The sequence below is a fragment of the Paracoccus sp. (in: a-proteobacteria) genome, assembly GCF_030538655.1.
Classification (GTDB): Bacteria; Pseudomonadota; Alphaproteobacteria; order Rhodobacterales; family Rhodobacteraceae; genus Paracoccus.
The window spans coordinates 317,683-334,808 of record NZ_JAUNTO010000001.1 but is presented as its reverse complement, the minus strand read 5'-3'; the positions used below and the strand labels follow the sequence as shown (position 1 = coordinate 334,808).

18 protein-coding genes, 1 tRNA gene, 1 other RNA gene and 1 pseudogene are annotated in these 17,126 nt (G+C 62.1%); 10 read left to right on the top strand and 11 right to left on the bottom strand.

The features are described from left to right. The 8 genes and pseudogenes from Q4G22_RS01710 to Q4G22_RS01675 all read right to left on the bottom strand — a co-directional run. Positions 1 to 235 (bottom strand): annotated as a pseudogene (locus Q4G22_RS01710) (phage portal protein); the annotation flags it as partial. Then, positions 232 to 753, bottom strand: coding sequence for a hypothetical protein (locus Q4G22_RS01705; RefSeq protein ID WP_303384154.1), 522 nt, complete (start codon positions 751 to 753; stop codon positions 232 to 234). The gene Q4G22_RS01705 and the pseudogene Q4G22_RS01710, both read right to left, overlap by 4 nt. A gap of 485 nt (positions 754 to 1,238) precedes the next feature. Further along, positions 1,239 to 3,017, bottom strand: coding sequence for a phage terminase large subunit family protein (locus Q4G22_RS01700; protein ID WP_303384153.1), 1,779 nt, complete (start codon positions 3,015 to 3,017; stop codon positions 1,239 to 1,241). Beyond that, positions 3,010 to 3,630, bottom strand: a complete 621-nt coding sequence (locus Q4G22_RS01695) for a hypothetical protein (protein WP_303384152.1) — start codon at positions 3,628 to 3,630, stop codon at positions 3,010 to 3,012. Before Q4G22_RS01695 ends, Q4G22_RS01700 begins: the two co-directional genes overlap by 8 nt. Positions 3,631 to 4,127: 497 nt before the next feature. Further along, on the bottom strand, positions 4,128 to 6,515 hold the full coding sequence (locus Q4G22_RS01690) for a DUF5906 domain-containing protein (RefSeq protein ID WP_303384151.1): 2,388 nt from the start codon (positions 6,513 to 6,515) through the stop codon (positions 4,128 to 4,130). A 191-nt stretch (positions 6,516 to 6,706) separates the two neighbouring features. After that, positions 6,707 to 7,921, bottom strand: coding sequence for an integrase arm-type DNA-binding domain-containing protein (locus Q4G22_RS01685; protein WP_303384150.1), 1,215 nt, complete (start codon positions 7,919 to 7,921; stop codon positions 6,707 to 6,709). 160 nt (positions 7,922 to 8,081) lie between these two features. Next, positions 8,082 to 8,156: transfer RNA gene (locus Q4G22_RS01680), tRNA-Glu, on the bottom strand. Between the two features lie 512 nt (positions 8,157 to 8,668). Beyond that, a complete protein-coding gene (locus Q4G22_RS01675; RefSeq protein WP_303384149.1) occupies positions 8,669 to 9,112 on the bottom strand; it encodes a hypothetical protein in 444 nt (147 codons plus the stop codon). 22 nt (positions 9,113 to 9,134) lie between these two features. Between Q4G22_RS01675 and Q4G22_RS01670 the strand changes: the two genes are divergently transcribed. From Q4G22_RS01670 to Q4G22_RS01640, 7 genes are all read left to right on the top strand, one after another. Next, positions 9,135 to 9,296, top strand: a complete 162-nt coding sequence (locus tag Q4G22_RS01670) for a hypothetical protein (RefSeq protein WP_303384148.1) — start codon at positions 9,135 to 9,137, stop codon at positions 9,294 to 9,296. A gap of 422 nt (positions 9,297 to 9,718) precedes the next feature. Continuing rightward, a complete protein-coding gene (locus tag Q4G22_RS01665) occupies positions 9,719 to 10,189 on the top strand; it encodes a hypothetical protein (RefSeq protein WP_303384147.1) in 471 nt (156 codons plus the stop codon). 25 nt (positions 10,190 to 10,214) lie between these two features. Next, on the top strand, positions 10,215 to 10,502 hold the full coding sequence (gene gatC / locus Q4G22_RS01660; RefSeq protein WP_303384146.1) for an Asp-tRNA(Asn)/Glu-tRNA(Gln) amidotransferase subunit GatC: 288 nt from the start codon (positions 10,215 to 10,217) through the stop codon (positions 10,500 to 10,502). Further along, positions 10,499 to 11,983 carry an Asp-tRNA(Asn)/Glu-tRNA(Gln) amidotransferase subunit GatA gene (gene gatA, locus Q4G22_RS01655; protein WP_303384145.1) on the top strand — a complete coding sequence of 495 codons (1,485 nt, stop codon included), beginning with the start codon at positions 10,499 to 10,501 and terminating at the stop codon, positions 11,981 to 11,983. The genes gatC and gatA overlap by 4 nt, the downstream gene beginning before the upstream one ends. Positions 11,984 to 12,014: 31 nt before the next feature. Further along, a complete protein-coding gene (locus tag Q4G22_RS01650) occupies positions 12,015 to 12,560 on the top strand; it encodes a hypothetical protein (RefSeq protein ID WP_303384144.1) in 546 nt (181 codons plus the stop codon). A gap of 3 nt (positions 12,561 to 12,563) precedes the next feature. Then, on the top strand, positions 12,564 to 13,235 hold the full coding sequence (locus Q4G22_RS01645) for an N-acetylmuramoyl-L-alanine amidase (RefSeq protein ID WP_303384143.1): 672 nt from the start codon (positions 12,564 to 12,566) through the stop codon (positions 13,233 to 13,235). Between the two features lie 9 nt (positions 13,236 to 13,244). After that, positions 13,245 to 13,655: a GFA family protein gene (locus tag Q4G22_RS01640; RefSeq protein WP_303384142.1), complete on the top strand. Its 411-nt coding sequence runs from the start codon at positions 13,245 to 13,247 to the stop codon at positions 13,653 to 13,655. Here the strand turns inward: Q4G22_RS01640 and Q4G22_RS01635 are convergent. Then, the gene (locus Q4G22_RS01635) at positions 13,595 to 14,284 is read right to left on the bottom strand and encodes a hypothetical protein (RefSeq protein ID WP_303384141.1); all 690 of its coding nucleotides are present in this window, start codon (positions 14,282 to 14,284) and stop codon (positions 13,595 to 13,597) included. The two genes, Q4G22_RS01640 and Q4G22_RS01635, sit on opposite strands and share 61 nt — an antisense overlap. Before the next feature lie 51 nt (positions 14,285 to 14,335). Between Q4G22_RS01635 and rnpB the strand changes: the two genes are divergently transcribed. Together rnpB and rpmG are read left to right on the top strand one after the other, a co-directional pair. Further along, an RNA gene (rnpB, locus tag Q4G22_RS01630) (RNase P RNA component class A) lies at positions 14,336 to 14,701 on the top strand. Between the two features lie 96 nt (positions 14,702 to 14,797). Beyond that, a complete protein-coding gene (gene rpmG, locus Q4G22_RS01625; protein WP_303362178.1) occupies positions 14,798 to 14,965 on the top strand; it encodes a 50S ribosomal protein L33 in 168 nt (55 codons plus the stop codon). Positions 14,966 to 15,215: 250 nt separating this feature from the next. On the opposite strand, the gene Q4G22_RS01620 is transcribed toward rpmG, so the two are convergent. Both Q4G22_RS01620 and Q4G22_RS01615 read right to left on the bottom strand, forming a co-directional pair. Continuing rightward, positions 15,216 to 16,190, bottom strand: a complete 975-nt coding sequence (locus Q4G22_RS01620; RefSeq protein WP_303384140.1) for an alpha/beta fold hydrolase — start codon at positions 16,188 to 16,190, stop codon at positions 15,216 to 15,218. 4 nt (positions 16,191 to 16,194) lie between these two features. Next, positions 16,195 to 16,479, bottom strand: coding sequence for an SCP2 sterol-binding domain-containing protein (locus Q4G22_RS01615; protein WP_303362180.1), 285 nt, complete (start codon positions 16,477 to 16,479; stop codon positions 16,195 to 16,197). Positions 16,480 to 16,657: 178 nt separating this feature from the next. Between Q4G22_RS01615 and Q4G22_RS01610 the strand changes: the two genes are divergently transcribed. Next, positions 16,658 to 17,125, top strand: a complete 468-nt coding sequence (locus tag Q4G22_RS01610) for a hypothetical protein (protein ID WP_303384139.1) — start codon at positions 16,658 to 16,660, stop codon at positions 17,123 to 17,125. Position 17,126: the final 1 nt, after the last annotated feature.

Below are 17,126 nucleotides of genomic sequence, written 5' to 3'. Positions count from 1 at the left end.
TGATCCCAAAGCCTACCAGTCCAGTGACCAGTGCGGCCACGCCATTTGCAGCCCAAGGATTGTTTGCCACAAAATAGCGGGCGCGCGACCGGATCGGGGCTGATGCGGCCAGAGTCTCAGCCGCGGTTCGCCCGAAGGACGGCGCAGCGGACCAGCGACGGCCACCGGCTGCGCCATCAAAGCGGCGGGTTTGCACGGGTTCGGTTTTGCGGAAAAGGCGATCTAAGAAACTCATTCCGAAGACTCCGGCAGAAGCGGGCGGATCAGATCGGATGCGGGAACAATCGAAGTCATCAGATGCGTTGCTTTAGCGCCGCCATGCGAAACCACGTCCCTAACGCTTGCAGAACCGTCCTTGAAGAACAGCGGCGTGACGATGCGTTCACCATTCATGCCGCGAACAAAGCGGATCGTGACAAACCAGCTTTCCCCGGCTGCCGTGCCATCGGTCATCATGTTCAGCGGGTTCGTTTCGACCGCAGCGCCGCCCGGACCCGTCACCCCATAGCGGTCGTTCAGCATGTCGCTGACAAGTGCCAGTTCGGCGGTCGAAAGGCCGCAGTCGAACATCGCCAGCAGCAGCCGCGCCCGAATCAGTTCGCGGAACGGATAGTCAGCGGGGGAATTGCGGGTTCGACCAGGTTCGCCGGTCAGCAGCCCCTTAAACAGCGGATTCCGCAGGCGAATATGGATTTCGTCAGCGTCCCGGCCTTCCAGTTCCGCCAGCCGGTCAGCGATTTCAGATAGGCGCATCGGGCCGACTCCTCTTCATCTCGAAAGATGTGTAGCACAACAACTTAACAGTTGCAATCCACAATCTACTTATGCGATAAGTGAGTCGTCCAAGATGTCGAATCGGCTCCGGGCGGCGCGAGTCGCCCGGCTCCACCCATCGAATTTCAGATTTGCGCTGCCGTGGCTCTCCGTTCTCCATCCATCCAGCAGCGCAGATAAGCCGGGTTCCTGTTCCCGGCTTTATGGCGGCAGATTGTCGGGTAGTGGTGGCCCCGATTAATCTGCCGCCCTTTTTATGAAAGGAGTCACCCCATGCGCAGACTATCAAAGATGGAATTACGGTCGACGCGGCAACTTGCCAGAACGCTGACAGGCTCCGGCATATCCTATGAAGCGACTTGCTATATCATCGGAATGCGGCTGAAATATATGCGGGCATTCTCGGTCGCCAATCTGGAAACCGTGTTTAAGGTGAAAAGCCCCCGTTGATCGGGGGCTTTCGTTTATCGGCTCAACCACGCTGACTTAATCACGGCAGGTTGTTTCTTTGGTGCTGCGGCTGATGCGAGTTCATCGGCGCGGCGGTCCATATTTATTTGCACCAGAGATTTAGCCGCCACAGCATAAACGCAGCAATCCCAAACCTCAGCGCGGCGACCGGGCAGGCGGTGCCATTCCTTCACCGGAACGCCGCGGCTGTATCTGACTTGCAATCTCTCCGATACGAATTGCTCGAACCAGTTTGCATCGCATACGCGATCCGAAAAACGGAACGCGCCAGCGGCGACCATCTGCATAATGCGCGCCTTAACGCCGTCGACTCCGACCAGTTGAAGCCTGACTGTTTTCTGCCGTGCCTGCCCGACCGTTAAAGTCGGGTGCTTCCAGCCCGATACGCCTTTGCACGGAAAGATGCGCTGATGCGACCTGCCGCGGGTCGCGTCATAGACCGCGTCGACGGTGACGCCATCGCCGGAATCGATAAGGGCCGCGTCATAGCGCAGGGTTCCGCCGCGTGGATGCGGAAAGCTGCGGCGCAGCGCGTCGAACAGGTCCACCCATACGTCACCGGCCAGCGGATCGCCCCAGAACACGTCATGCCGCAGCACCAGCGCCGCGCCGTCAGCCGTCCAGCCCAGAGTTGCCAATTCGATGCGGTCGCGCTGAATATCGGCCCCGCCTGTGATCGTCAGCACCTCGGGCGGTATTCGGTCGAGGCAAAACGGTTCGGCCCGTGCCATCAGGTCGGATTCGTCCAGTCCCTCACTGTCATCACGCCATGCCTGGCCCAGAACCGTGTTGACCCAGGTCTTGAGCAACGACGGGTCGCGCTTGGCTGCGACGAATTCAGTTGCGAGACGGCCCAAGGCAGCATTCGGCAGAGTCGAAACAAGCGAGTTCAGGCGATAGCTATGATGGCCGGTCACTTCGGGCTTCGTCGCAACCCATCGACCAGCCGCGACCATCCTTGCCTTTTCGGTTTCCTGCGTCACGCAGCCGCAGCTTGGGCAGACATAATAAGCCGCTTCGGGCTTGCCTTCGGGCCACTGAATATCCTTCCATTCTATTTCGTGGAATTCGCCGCATTCCGGGCAAGGCACCTGATAAATACGGCAATCGCCTTCATTATAGGCGCGCAATATCCGGCTGGTTTCTTCGTCGACCGGCGTTGACGCCATGACGATTAGCCTGTTTGAATAAGTCATCGTGCGGCGAATGGCCAAGGCAACCGGATCACCTTCATCACCGGCGGAAAGCGCGAGTCCGTCCACTTCGTCAACCCAAAGGGTGCGAACAGTTCGGGCGCGCAGATTTTTAGGGCTGCCGCCAGAAACAAGCGCCAATGAGCCGCCCGGATAGTGGCGCGAAAGCATCGTATCGCGCCCGCTCACATCTTCCAGCAGCGCGTTGCGCAGCGCCGGGCTGGCCGCAAATGTCGGTTCGATGATATTGGTCATCAGCATTCGGCAATCGGATTCGGACGGCATAACCACCATCTGCGCCGCCGGATCATTCAGCGCATAATGCCCGATTGCAGCAACCATCAATTGAGTTGCGCCGACTCGGGCTGATTTCAATATAGAAACCCGCTCCACGGCAGGATTGCCCATGCTTCGGGCGATTTCTACCTGATACGGGAACAGTTTGAAGCGGCCAGATTGCGCGGCCACAGTAGCAGGCAGGCGAACATTCTTTTCCACCCATTCCGCCAGATCGAGGCGCGCGGGCGGCTTGATGGCTGCAAATACATCGCGGCGCAGGCCGATAATCAAATCATCCATGATCTGCGATTTCCTCTAGTGCCAATCTGATTTCGGCCTCAATTGCCGCCTGCGCTTCCCGGTCAAGCCCAAGCTGAGTTGTGACGCGGGCGGGAATTGCCATGATCGCCGTGCGCAGGTCGATTGCGAGAGTCGTCCATTCGCGCCGCACATCCGCGACCGGAATCAGTTCGCCTTTAGAAACGCTATTGGCGATTTCCAGTTTTTGCGCTGCGGCTTCGGTCTGGCGTAGCTTGGCCGCTTTCAGATCGTCGGGAACCTGCCCCCCGCCCTTCACCGTGCCGTCACGCAACTGGGCCAGATAGCCTTGCAGGGACGCGCGCACATCCCATCGGGCATCACGCGCCTTCACAAGAATGCCGTCGCGGGTCTTTGTTCGGACCTGCGAGGTGGCGATTCCCAGCAGCGCGGCTATCTCAACCTCATTCATGATGCTGGGTATGCCCTCAGCAATTGTCGTTTTATCCGTGGCAGGCTTTGCGGCCTTCCTGGGTGTGCGGGTAGCCTTAGCCGGGGAAGGGCTGCCAGCGGCCCGCTGATTAAGCGGGGCGGGCTGCACCGGATCGGCGGTGATGAACAAATCATCCAGGGTAGTCGAGTTTTGATAGGTCATCTGCGCTTACCTATTTTGGCCTTGCAATTTGAAATTTTCTTCTGCGGGTCGCGAATCGGGGTCCATGCCCCCCGCGGCCTGCCACCCTGCGGAAGAACCTAGTGGGAACAAAAGGTTAATGCACTGCGGTCGATCATCGGTCACAGCCAATCTTGAGCCGGTCCACGTGGTCCACGTGCCGGTCCAAGCAAGACGTCTCGTAACCCATTGGATTCGTTGGCTGGTCCAAGTGGTCCACGTGGTCCACGTAGTTTCATTCAGGGCTGACGCTGTGCCGTCCTGTGGCTGCGGCTGTGCCGTCGCTGCGTCCAATGTCACACCGTCCAGATCAAAACAGGATTCTACGTGGACCACGTGGACCACTTGGACCGGGCATTGATTTTGCTGGACTTTTCTGGCTTCGGCACTTGGACCAAAAACATCCCTCACTTGGACCACGTGGACCGGATGCGAGGCAAATGGGCTGCAATCAAGCTGCGGAAATGCACTGGAAGCCATCATTGATCCCAGTCCACTTCACTGCCGATGAACGTAGCAAATGCACTGCGGCATTGTGCCAACGGCGGGACCGTGTAACTCCGCGTCCTTTCGCCAGAAACGCGCGGGCGGGTCGACTGAATATCGCCGCACAACTCAAGCAGCTTCTTACCAAATCGTTCGCTAGAGATTGCCGCGCCGTGCCACCTTTGCCGCTCAAGCCATGCTTCATAGTTACACCGCAGCGCGTCACGGGCGACTGTGATCGCCGAAGTTTCCCAAGTCGGTTGATCGCTGTCGAAGCCATCCCCGACGCCATGCGACAAGTCGCCTTCGCTAAGCCGGTCATACCACCAGGCGTCGACGTTCCGCAGCCCTTCCAGCTTCTGCCGCGTCAGCGCCGCCGTCTCGGGCGGGTTGCGCACATCGAAGTCGCTCAGATCGAACGATTGCAGAAAGTGCAGCAGCGCGCCCGCGCCGCCGTTTGCCTGTTCCTTCCAAATCGCACCGAAATAAGCTGTGTCCTTCGCATGGGCAGGCGACACGTCCAGCACGAAAAACCGCCGTTCGCCGGGAGTCGCGGGCACAACCCATTCCGCGTTAGAGGTAATCAGCAGCCGCCCGAAATGGTCGATCTTGTAAGGGTCAATGCCTTTGCGCTCGATTTCGAGAGACTGGCAGGTAATGAGGTTTTTCAGGACGCCTTCTGCCCGGTGATCGCCCGCCCAATAACCTTCCTCAAGGTGAATCAGGATCGCCGTTTCCATGTGGGCATTGAAGCGCCCGGTGAGGTGTTCCGGCTGCGACAGGGTGACATGGTGGCGCGGGAACAGCGCCCCGAGATAGTGGCCCACGGTATCCTTGCCAGCGCCCTTTGCGCCGCGCAGCACAACGGCGGTGCCGGGCTTCTGTTCGGGGTGCTGCACCAGATGCGCCATCCAGCCAAGCAACCAGTGGTAATCCCGCTCGCTGCCATCGCATATCACGTCCCGCACATGGGCAAGGAACAGGTCGCAGGAAGCGTCCGGGTCGGGCTGCACTGCCCAGCCGCGCCAGATGTTATAGGCCCCAACTGGCGTTTCCTTGGGATTGAATACCAGCCCGCCGCGATACTCTCGCCGCTGCGGGTGACGCATCCAGGCTGCCGTGACAGGTTCGCTGCGATTTGTGCCGGGCACCTTCACCCGCCTGTTCGCATTCATTTTGTGAAGTTCGGTGTCGTTGAAAACCTCATAGTCACCGCCGTTCTCAATGATGATACGAAACTTGCCCCCGATCATCACGGCGGCATGATCCCGGTTCAAATCGTTGACAGGGTTGCGCTTGCCCGAGACGGGCAGTTCCGGCAGATCGTCAAAGTCGTCATCCAGCACCTGGACGCCGCGCCCGTAGCCATCAATTCCGGCGCGGTCGAATAGATGCGAGATTCCAAGCGCGCCGGGCTTATCGGCTTTGAATGACTTCCAGACAGTGCGGGAGTCTTTTTCAATGTGCTTGCTGGATGCTTTGGCCCATTCATTCCAAATAGAATAGCCCTTGTTCGATCCGGCGAATTGGTGATGCAGCGCCATGCCGACATCTTTCCAATCGTCGCGGTCATCGACATCGAAAAAGGCCAAGGCTTGCGCCAAGTGATCGGGGTTCACCTCATCAAGACGGGCAGCGGGTTCGCCGGTGCTGCCGGTATCCTGCCGCGCGCCGAAGCGGGCCACCTGGTCCGCGTTGACCCACATGCCCAAGCCGCCCAGCGTCAGATCGACCGGGCGTTCCCATATATACGGCAAGCCGGTGTCAGGGTGAATCGACGGCGGGATAACGGCCTGCGAGCCGGTTCCCATAAGGTCGATCTCCCAGTCGTTCTTCTTCACCTCGCGGCCCTTGCTGGCGTCGAACACCATTGTGAAGCCGGTCGACTTGGCGATCTTGTGCTTGCGGAACGGCGCGCTGGTCAGGAAATAAAGGTGGCGAGACTCGCCGCCGCTGCCACTGATGACGCTGGGATAGGTTCGCGCCTGCGGCCAGATCGCCAACAACGCGCCCCATGCCTCAGCCGCCTTGCTGGGGTCGCGCACGTCCAGGTCGATCAGATGCAGGTAGTCGGTGCCAACCTTCGACGGTTCGCCGAGTCGAATGCCTACGTTAGCACCTTGGCGGTAGCTGCCGCGCAGGTCCGATTCGGTCTGATTCGGCAAAGCTGACCAGTCTGCGGCAACCGGGCGTTTCTGTCCTGCGACCAGCCAGTGCAGCGAGGCACCTGCCGCGATCAGGGCGCAGTTCGTGGCGTCTAACGGGTGTCCCGATGCGTCTCCATGCGTCTCAGAGAGTTCCAAAAGGTCAGCTATGCTGTCGCAGTTTTTAATAGAAAGGTCTTGCCCGCGCCGGGCAGATTCGCTATTATCTAGAGGCATTCAGAAGCTATCCCATCTTGAAAGCCGCTGCGGGGTCAGAACCGCGGCGGTTTTTGCGTTGCATTAACGCTGGTCAGCATAGCGGAAACTGTCCCAAATGTCTCGGTAATTGTGAGATTCACAGTAAATGAGAAAGGCCGCACTTTCACGCGCGGCCTTGACAAGTGGCAGGTGACAACCCGTCGCCCGACTCAGATAAGCAGATCGCTTATATCGGTGTCCGGGTTTTTAGTCACCTGTTGACTAATTCCAGCAGATTCAAATGAATCCAGCTTATCGGACCACCATTGCAGCATCCGATTTCGCTCATCTAAATACAAAGCCGCATTATATGCGCTGCGAACCGAATCCGTTGGCACATGGGCTAATTGCCGCTCGATTGCATCGGCCCGCCATAATTCGGATTCGTTTAATATAGTCGACGCGGTTGAACGGAAGCCGTGCGTTGTCGCGCGACTGTGGTATCCCATCCTGTAAAGCGCGAATAGCATAGTATTTTCAGACATGGGCTTGCCGCGTGACCCTTCGGCTATCCATTCGGATTTGCCCGCCAGCGCCCGCAGCTTGTCCAAGATCGCCTTGGCCTGCTTTGACAGGGGGATGATGTGATCGCGCCCGGCCTTCATCCTGTCCGCGGGTATGCGCCACAGATCGCCGTCGATTTCATCCCAGCGCCCATAGCGCACTTCATTCGTTCTGGTCATGGTGTGAATCAGCAGTTCCAGTGCCAGCACCGTCTTGGGGTCGCCGTCGAACGCCCGCAGCTTCTGCATGAATTCGGGCATGTCGGCTGCCCGCAGCGCGGCCATGTGCCGGGTCTTAGGCGGCGGCTTTAGAGCGCCTTTCAGGTTGGCGGCAGGGTCCAGCTTCGCGCGGTCGGTGGCGATGGCAAAGCGGAATATGGCGCTGATCTTCTGCCGCAGCCTCTTGGCTATGTCCTGCGCGCCGCGCGCCTCAACAGCCCTTAGCACCTTCAAGACTTCGCTGGGTTCTATCTCAGTGATTGGCCGCTGACCCAGATCGGGAAACACGTCGCGTTCAAACTGGCGCATCACCTGCGGGGCATACTTCGGTGCCCAAGTCGGTTCCTGAGCCGCCAACCATTCCTTGCCGATAGCCGCGAAGGTGTCATGATCGGTCGTGGCAATGTTGGTATGCCGCGCCGGGTCGATACCATCAGCCAGCGCCTTCTTGGCCCGGTCCCGCAGCGCGCGGGCGTCGGCCAGTCTCACGGCAGGATAAGCGCCGAAGGCAAGAGTCTTCTGTTTCCCGTCGAACCGATAGGCCAGACGCCACAGCTTGGAGCCGTTCGGGTTGACCATCAAGAACAGCCCGCCGCCGTCGCTGTATTTTTTCGGTTTGGATTCAGGCTTCAAGCCCCTCAATGCTGTATCAGTCAGCGCCATAGATCACCTGTTGGTATCGCGTAAAATTTCGATACCAGCATTTGATACCAACATCGCTGAGATGCATAGAGACGCACTGAGACGCATGGAATTTCGGAAGATTGATTTTAAACGATTTTCTTGGCGCTTGAGACGCATGGAGACAGAAAAATCGTGTGACTGGCAGCCCGTAGGGGAATCGAACCCCTCTTTCCAGGTTGAAAACCTGGCGTCCTAACCGATAGACGAACGGGCCATCATGGCGGCTGCCAGGTCTGCCCGGCGGCGTGGAGCGGTGTTTAGTCACAGGTGACCGGGGGTGCAAGAGGAAAAATCAGATGCTGCGGTGATTTTTTCGGGGCCGCAACGGCTGCGGACGTTGCATGGCGATCGGCGCAACGGGGGTGTTCCGTCAAGCCCTGTATTTGCTGGGATTTTGGCTGCACAACCTGTGCACAGGCCGTGCACCGGCTGTACACAACCTGTACACAGGCTGCGGGCGTTGCGCGCCATCCTGTCACAGCGGGTGCATCGCGATGTTTGCCACCGGCAACGGCAGAAACGTCAGGAACAGACGGCATCCAAGTCGCCGGGCTGATGTGATGGCGCAGGTGTGGCTCAATATGCTCGCAGCGCCGGGGTGGGGGGCGGTGCGGATAGTCCGGCAACGCGGCATCCAAGCCGCCATGCGTGCGCCTGGACCCAAGGGCAGTGCAACGGTCGAGACGGCGAAGGACAGCCCAAGCTCTGGCATCAGATTGTCGCGGTTCAGGCCATGGGTTTGCAGAGAGGGCGCGGCGGGGGTGACGAACACGCCGGTTTTGCAGGTCCGCAGGCCGGTCGGGGCGACCACGATGGTGTATCGGGCGGTGCGGTGGTCGGATGGGCAGCAAGGGGAAGGCGGTATGGCCTGTCACGCGATGCCAGGGACGATGGTGGCCACAGCCCACCAACCAGCCCGACCCGGCAAAGGCGCCGATGCAGATCGCCATCCATCGGCCACAGCCACCGGATCAGCGCGGCAAAGGGCGGGCCGGACAGCAGTTGCCAGATATTCGTCACGAAAGACGGCACGATCAGCAGGCTGGCCGCCGTCAGAGGCCGGATCAGCGCGCCCTTCGCCATGGCTGTCAGGCCGATGCGGGTGATGTCCTCGATGGCTTGGGCGATGGAAAGGGTTGGGGTCAGGGGCTGGCTTATGCTCTTGGGCATGGCGGCCCTGACGCGTGACTGAATGCCGGGGTTGCTGCTGTCAGCCTGTGATGAAGCCGAGGGTTGTTGGGGGCTGTCGGTGGGTCAGGCCGATGCGGGTGATGTCCTCGATGGCTTGGGCGGTGGAAAGGGTTGGGGTCAGGGGCTGGCTTATGCTCTTGGGTATGGCGGCCCTGACGTGTGACTGAATGCCGAGGTTGCTGCTGTCAGCCTGTGGGGAAACCGAGGGCTATGTCGCGGTTTGTGCGATTTGACCTGACCGATTTGCGTCTGTTTCTTGCCGTGACTGTGACTGTGACTGTGACTGTGACCGAGGCGGGCAGCATCACCCATGGTGCGGCCGTGCAGCCGGGTTTCCCCGGTCTGCTGTCAGCGAGAGGCTGCGTGATATGGGGCCGCCGGGCAGGTGAACTGGTGCGGGGCGGGGGCCGATTATGTGAGGCTGATCCTGCATCAGATGGCGCGGCTGCCGGGCGGGGGGCTTTGCCAAGGACTCGGCCCGGCTGCTGGGCAAGGCGGTGGCCGCATTTCTGCCCGCGTGGCTGCCCGAGGCTGGCGGCGAATCCGCAGGCCGATGTTGGCCCGAAGGAACGGGCCGGCGCGGATATGGCGCGCGGCGTGGCGCGGGGGCGCGCAGAGTGGCGGCCTTTGGATGCGGCGGATGCGGTGGGGCTGCCACAGTATGTCTTTGCCATTGACCGGCGGGTCATCATGGCGGCGCCGGATCGTCCGCAGGCCGTGCGGCAATTGTGGCGGACCGATTTTGTCGGCCTGCCGTTCTCTGGGTCGGCGTATAGGGCGCTGGCCGATCATCCGAATGCGCAGGCGGCGCGCGTCGGGTGGGGCTGTGCCCGCGCATCGTGCTGCACGGATTGGGCGATGTTGGCCGTAGGGCCGGGGAAGGCCGTCGGCGTCGTGGCTGAAAGGGCGGTGCATATCGTGGTTATTCCGCTGACCGAACCCTGGACTGTGCGGCACCTGTCGCTGTGCTGGCGGGACGGGGCGGCGTTGACGCCGCTTGCGCGGGGTTGCCGGATCGTCCGAGGGCTGCTTGCGCGTGGCCGACCCCGCCTGTAAACCCGCGACAACGAAAGGATCAGACATGTCCATCACCCAAGACGAGGCCCGCAAGGTCGCTCATCTGGCGCGGATCGCGGTCGATGAGGCCGAACTGCCCGCGCTGGCCGACAAGCTGAACGGCATCCTGCATTTCATGGAACAGCTGAACGAAGTCGATGTCGAGGGCGTCGAGCCGATGACCGGCGTCACCCCCATGCGGCTGAAACGGCGCGCTGATGTCGTCACCGATGGCAACATGCCCGAAAAGATCCTGAAAAATGCCCCCGACGCGCGCGAGGGCTTTTTTGCCGTGCCGAAGGTGGTGGAATGACTGCGCTGAACGAACTGACGATTGCGGATGCGCGCGATGCGCTGGCCAAGGGTGACACCAGCGCCGTTGACCTGACCAACGCCTGCCTGTCGGCGATTGACGCGGCGGGGGCGCTGAATGCCTTTGTGCATCACACGGCGGATCAGGCGCGGGATATGGCGGCGGCGGCGGATGCGCGGATTCGCGCGGGCGATGCGGCGCCGATGACCGGGATTCCCTTGGGGATCAAGGATCTGTTCTGCACCAAGGGCGTGCCGGGGCAGGCGGCCAGCCGGATTTTGCAGGGCTTTCTGCCCGAATACGAATCGACCGTGACGCAGAACCTGTGGAACGCGGGCGCGGTGATGCTGGGCAAGCTGAACATGGACGAATTCGCCATGGGCTCCAGCAACGAAACCAGCGTTTACGGCAATGCGGTGAACCCGTGGCGCGGCGCGGATGGGGCGGCGCTGACCCCCGGCGGGTCGTCGGGTGGTTCTGCGGCGGCGGTGGCGGCGGATCTGTGTCTGGCGGCGACGGGGACGGATACGGGCGGCTCGATCCGCCAGCCTGCGGCCTTTACCGGCACGGTGGGGTTGAAGCCGACCTATGGCCGGGTCAGCCGCTGGGGGACGATCGCGTTCGCCTCGAGTCTGGATCAGGCCGGGCCGATGACGAAAACCGTGCGCGATGCGGCGATCATGCTGGGCGCGATGGCATCGGGCGACGACAAGGATTCCACCTGTGCCGATCTGCCGGTGCCCGATTACGAAGCCGCGCTGAGCGGTGATATTCGCGGCAAAAAGATCGGGATTCCGCGTGAATACCGTATGGACGGGATGCCGGGCGAGATCGCCGATCTGTGGCAGAAGGGCGCGGATATGCTGCGCGATGCCGGGGCCGAGATCGTGGATATTTCGCTGCCGCATACGAAATACGCGCTGCCGGCCTATTATGTGATCGCACCGGCCGAGGCATCGTCGAATCTGGCGCGCTATGACGGGGTGCGTTACGGCCACCGCGCCAAACTGGGGCGCGGCGACGGCATCACCGAGATGTATGAAAAGACCCGCGCCGAAGGTTTCGGCCCCGAGGTGCAGCGCCGGATCATGATCGGCACCTATGTGCTGTCGGCCGGGTTCTATGACGCCTATTACAACCGCGCCCGCAAGGTGCGCGCGCTGATTAAACGCGACTTCGATCAGGCCTATGCCAGCGGGATCGACGCGATCCTGACTCCGGCCACGCCGTCTTCGGCCTTTGCGCTGGGGGCGATGGAATCGGCTGATCCGGTCGAGATGTATCTGAACGATGTGTTTACGGTGACGGTGAACCTTGCCGGTCTGCCGGGCATTTCGGTGCCGGTCGGGCTGGATAACAAGGGGCTGCCGCTGGGGCTGCAACTGATCGGTCGCCCCTTTGAGGAAGGCGATCTGCTGAACCATGCCTTTGTTCTGGAACGCGCTGCGGGATTCGTGGCCAAGCCGGAACGCTGGTGGTAACGTCGGGCTGATCTTGGGAAAGGGGCAGGCAATGCGGTTCTGGGCGATGATGACGGTGGCGAGCGTGGCGGTGGCCGGGTGTTCGATCAACGAAGGGATTAATCCCAACTATCAGATGAGCGATTCGGGGCGTTACGACGAATATCGTCGTGAGCGCGAAACGGCCTTGCTGACGGGCGCTCAACCGCCGCGCACGGTGCCGGTCGCCCGCCCGTTCGACGCGCCGACCGCCGCGGACATCATGTGGAAGCCCGAGCGGCAGCAGGCTGCGGTGGCCGCCGTTCCCGCGCAGGCTCCGGCGGCGCAGACCACGCGCTATGGCGGGGCGACGCCGGTTCTGACCCGCTTTGCCTTTGCTGCGCAGCACGCGCCGGGCACGCGTGTCTGGGCGCGTCCGGCGGCGGTATCGGCGGCGCAGGCGGCGCGGGTTTGCGCGCAATTCGCCAATGCCGATCAGGCGCAGGTGGCGTTTCTAACGGCCGGTGGCCCCGAAGCCGATCCGCAGGGTATGGACCCGGATGGCGACGGTTTCGTCTGCGGCTGGAACCCCGCGCCGTGGCGGCAGTCGCCGCTGTAACACATGGGTTGGCCTTCGCCCAACCACGGCGACCGGCGCGGGCAGGTGCCTGATCTGATCGTGATCCACTATACCGGGATGTCCGATTGCGCGGGCGCCCGCGCCCGGTTGTGCGATCCCGCCGCCGAGGTCTCGGCGCATTGGCTGATCGACGAACAGGGCCGGGCCGAGGCCCTGGTGCCCGAGGAACGCCGTGCCTGGCACGCCGGGGCCGGGTCGTGGCAGGGGCGCGAGGATGTGAATTCGCGCAGCATCGGCATCGAGCTGGCCAACCCCGGCGACCGCCCCTTTCCCGAACCGCAGATGGCCGCGCTGGAGGTGCTGTTGCGCGGGATCATGGCGCGCTGGCGAATCGCTGCGGCGGGGGTGATCGGTCATTCTGACATGGCGCCGGATCGCAAGATCGACCCCGGCCCGCGCTTTGATTGGGCGCGGCTGGCGCGGCAGGGGCTGGCGGTCTGGCCGGGGCAGGGGGATGATCGGCCATTGGCGGAAATGCTGGATGCGATCGGCTATCCCGCGGTGGATGACGCTCTGCGGTTGGCGGCGTTCCGGCTGCGATTTCGACCATGGGCGCGGGGTGCGGAAAACGAGGCGGATCGGCGGGCGGCTGCGTCGCTGGGGGCTGCCGCCCCCGGTCTTGCCGATGGCAAGCCCTCCCCCGCGGATATTTGAGGACAAGAGATGCCGGATTGGATCGAGGGTGCGTGTCATTGCGGGGCTGTGCGATTCCGGGTGCGGTTGAGCGACGGGCTGGCGACGGCGCGGCGTTGTAACTGTTCGATCTGCCGGATGCGCGGCGCGGTGGCGGTATCCGCGCCGCTGGGCGGGTTCGAGGTTGTGGCCGGAGCCGGGGATCTGACGCTGTATCAGTTCGGCAGTCGTGTGGCCGAGCATTATTTCTGCCGGGTGTGCGGGATTTATACGCATCACCGGCGGCGGTCGAATCCGAATGAATATGGGGTGAATCTGGCCTGTCTGGCCGGACATTCGCCCTTTGATCTGACTGATGTGCCGGTGATGGATGGGCAGAATCACCCGCGCGATGGTGGCGGCGGGGTTGCGGGTGTGCTGCGGTTTTCGCCATCTTCATAGCACAGCGGCGGGCGCGGCCAGCCTTTTTCGGTCAGGCTGTTGCCTTGAATCCAGTCCGAGCCGAGGGCGATTATAAACACCTCCAGCGGCATCCAGGCGTTCGGCGCCTGTGGGTCGTGCTGTTCGAACAGGGCATCTGCGAAGGCGGTGGCATCGCTGCCGCACGGAGTCCTGGCCCCGGCGTTTCGCAGGATGCGATCCAGATTGGCGATCAGATAGGTGTGGCTGCGGGCGATTGCGTCTTTATTGGGAACCTTGGCGCAATCGCCGCGCAATGCCTGAAAACTGACAGGGGTTCGCAGCGGGCTGTCGCTGAAAATTGTCACCTCGCCTGCCAGAATCCCGGCGGCGAAGAACCGGACCCGTTCGTGTTCGGCGGTGTCGGCGTCCCATGCGCGGCGTTCGCGGGCGAGGCGGGTCAGTGTTTCACTGTCGATGAAGCAGCCGGGCTTGCCATCGGCGGCGTATTGATCTTTTGGGCCAATCGCCGCCTGAACCTCGGGCGAATCCCATGTCAGTTGGCTGGCGACCAGCGAAATATCCGCCTGCGCGGTGCCCGCCACCAATAGTGCCGCCAACCCCGCCATGAACCGCATGTCGATCCCTTTTGTTTCGGGGGAATATTCCATGAAGGCGATACCATTGACAGTCTGCCATCTGAACCGCCATATCCCCCTTGCGCGGATGGCCGGATGACCGCGGGTTTTGGCCCGAGGAAAGTCCGGACTCCATAAGGTATCGGTGCCGGGTAACGCCCGGCGGGGGCAACCCCAGGGACAGCGCCACAGAGAACAGACCGCCCGCGTCCGCGCGGGTAAGGGTGAAACGGTGGGGTAAGAGCCCACCGGGGGGCTGGCAACAGCGCCCGCATGGCAAGCCCCACCGGGAGCAATGCCGAATAGGGACCACGCGCCTTTGGGCAGGGCGGCCTTGCCCCAGTGGTCCGGGTTGGCAGCTTGACGCCCGCAGCAATGCGGTGCGCAGAGGAATGGTCATCACCGGGGGCGACCTCGGGACAGAATCCGGCTTACAGGCCGTCCGCGCGATTCCCCGGTTTTTCGGTTGACTCTGTCGGGTGGGGCGCTAAAAGGCAGCTTCACGATTTTACGGCGGGCTACCCTGCCGCAGCAGGAGCATGAACCATGGCGAAGCCGACGACGATCAAGATCCGTCTGAACTCGACCGCCGGGACCGGGTATTTTTACGTTACCAAGAAAAATGCCCGCACCATGACCGAAAAAATGGTCGTCCGCAAATACGACCCGGTCGCCCGGCAGCACGTTGAATTCAAGGAAGGCAAGATCAAGTAAGATCACGCCTTTTCTGGATTGCATGAACCGCGCCTGATTTGGGTGCGGTTTTTGCGTTTTGCGCCGATGTTGGGGGGACGATTTGGTGAGGCAGTGTCACTGTCTGACATGCAGGCCCATCATGGGGTGCTATCTGTTGGGGGGCAGCCTTGCCCGGCAGGTGATGCGGCGGGACTTTGGCTGTGCGGCGGTTTTGCCGCTGGTGGCGCAGCGGCCGGCCGGTCATGCTGGATTGCGCCGGGGCCAGACCTTAGATGGTTGAAGCGAACAGAGTTGTGGCGGCGGTCAGAAAACGGTCGCGCCGGGGGGCGGTCTCGATCATGATGTCATGCCGTGCGCCGGGGGTTTCCAGCAATTGCGCGCCGCTCCATCGGGCGCAGCGGTCACGGATCGCCTGTGCCGAGACGATCTTTTCCGCCCCGCCCAGTGATGTCAGCATCGGCAGTTGGGGCGAGGGCAGCGCGGCCAGGCGCGAGCATTCGTTCAGTGCCCCGGAAAGCCAGTCAAAGCTGGCCCCGCCCAGGGTCAGCTCGGGCCATGCCGCCGCCTCTTGCAGCAGGCGGCACCATCCGCCAACATCCGAGGTCAGCAGGTTGGCGCTGAAACTTTCATCCAGCACATAGCAGCCTGCGGCAGTGCCACTGCCCGGCGCGGCCTGTCCGCCACGACCAAGGCGCCCGGCCAGATAGGAGAGGCCAAGCGCCATGCCGCGCGGGATCTGCCCCAGATTGATGCCCCACATCGGCGCGGAAAACACGGCCGAGGCGACCGGCAGATTGTTCATCAGCGCCGCCAGACCGATACAGCCGCCCATCGAATGCGCCAGCAGGTGCCATGGCCGGGGCAATCCCAGATCGGTCGCGGCTGCGATCATTTCGGCCACGTCGCGCTGATAATCGGCAAAAGCCCCCACGTGCCCCGCGCGCGAGTTGGGCAACAACCTGTCGGCCAAACCCTGACCGCGCCAGTCGATTGCCAGTGTGGCATAGCCCCGCGCCGCCAGTTCGGCAGCGACAGGGGCATATTTTTCGATATATTCGGTGCGGCCAGGAAACAGCAGCACGGTGCCTGCCGTCGCGGGTTCGTTCCAGATGGCCAGTCGCAGACGAATGCCATCATCCGCGCGCAACCAAAAGGCCCGCGCGGGCGGCAGGTTGTCGCCTGGCAACTGGTGAAACGGCGCGGTTTCCAGACCGGGGCTGCCGGTCAGCGGGCCGGGTGCCATCCGATCAGGACAGCGCGGTGCCCAGTTGCATCGCCAGCCCCATCGAGCCGTCGATCTTCAGCTTGCCGGTCATGAAGGCCATGGTCGGGTTCACGCTGCCGTTCAGGATGCCCTCAAACGTTTCGGCGGATGCGGTCAAAGTCACCTCGGCCGGGTCATCGGCGGCGCGGGCACCGTTTTCGTCGATGATGATCGCGCCTTCACCGTCGATCACGAATTTCGCGGTCGAGCCGAAGCTGCCCAGTTTTTCGTTCAGGGCGATGACCGCCTTGTTCACAACATCGCTCATTCCATCAGACTCCTTGTGCTTTTGCTGGTCACCGACGGCTTGGTCGGGTTAGATCCACGTTATGGTTGACCTGAACGGAAGTTTCCATTCTGTCGTTGCGGCATTCAAGCGCGCAATGATTACTATTTGGTTGATGCTGGCAGGTTTTTCCGCAGCATTTGCACAAAATTCGCCGGATATGGAGGCTTTGTTCGCGCAGCTTTCTCAACCCGAGGGAGAGTCGTGGCGGATCGCCGAATCGGATATTTTGCGGGAATGGTCGCGCTCGGGGTCGGCGGCGATGGATTTGTTGCTGAAACGCGGCGAACAGGCGCTGGATGCGGGCGATTCCAATGCGGCCATCGGTCATCTGACCGCGCTGACCGATCATGCCCCTGATTTCGCAGCCGGTTTTCAGGCCCGTGCCGCCGCCTTTGCCCTGCGCGGTGATTACGGCCCCGCAGCCGCCGATCTGGCCCGCGTGCTGGAGCTGGAACCCCGCCATTTCGCGGCGCTGACCCAGCTTGGCGGCATGTTAGAGGAAATCGGCGACAACACCCGTGCCCGCGCCGCCTATCGTGCCAGCCTTGACATTCACCCCCATCAGCAAGAGGCCATCGACGGCGTGGCCCGGCTGGACAGGGCCTTGGCCGGAACAGGTATCTGAC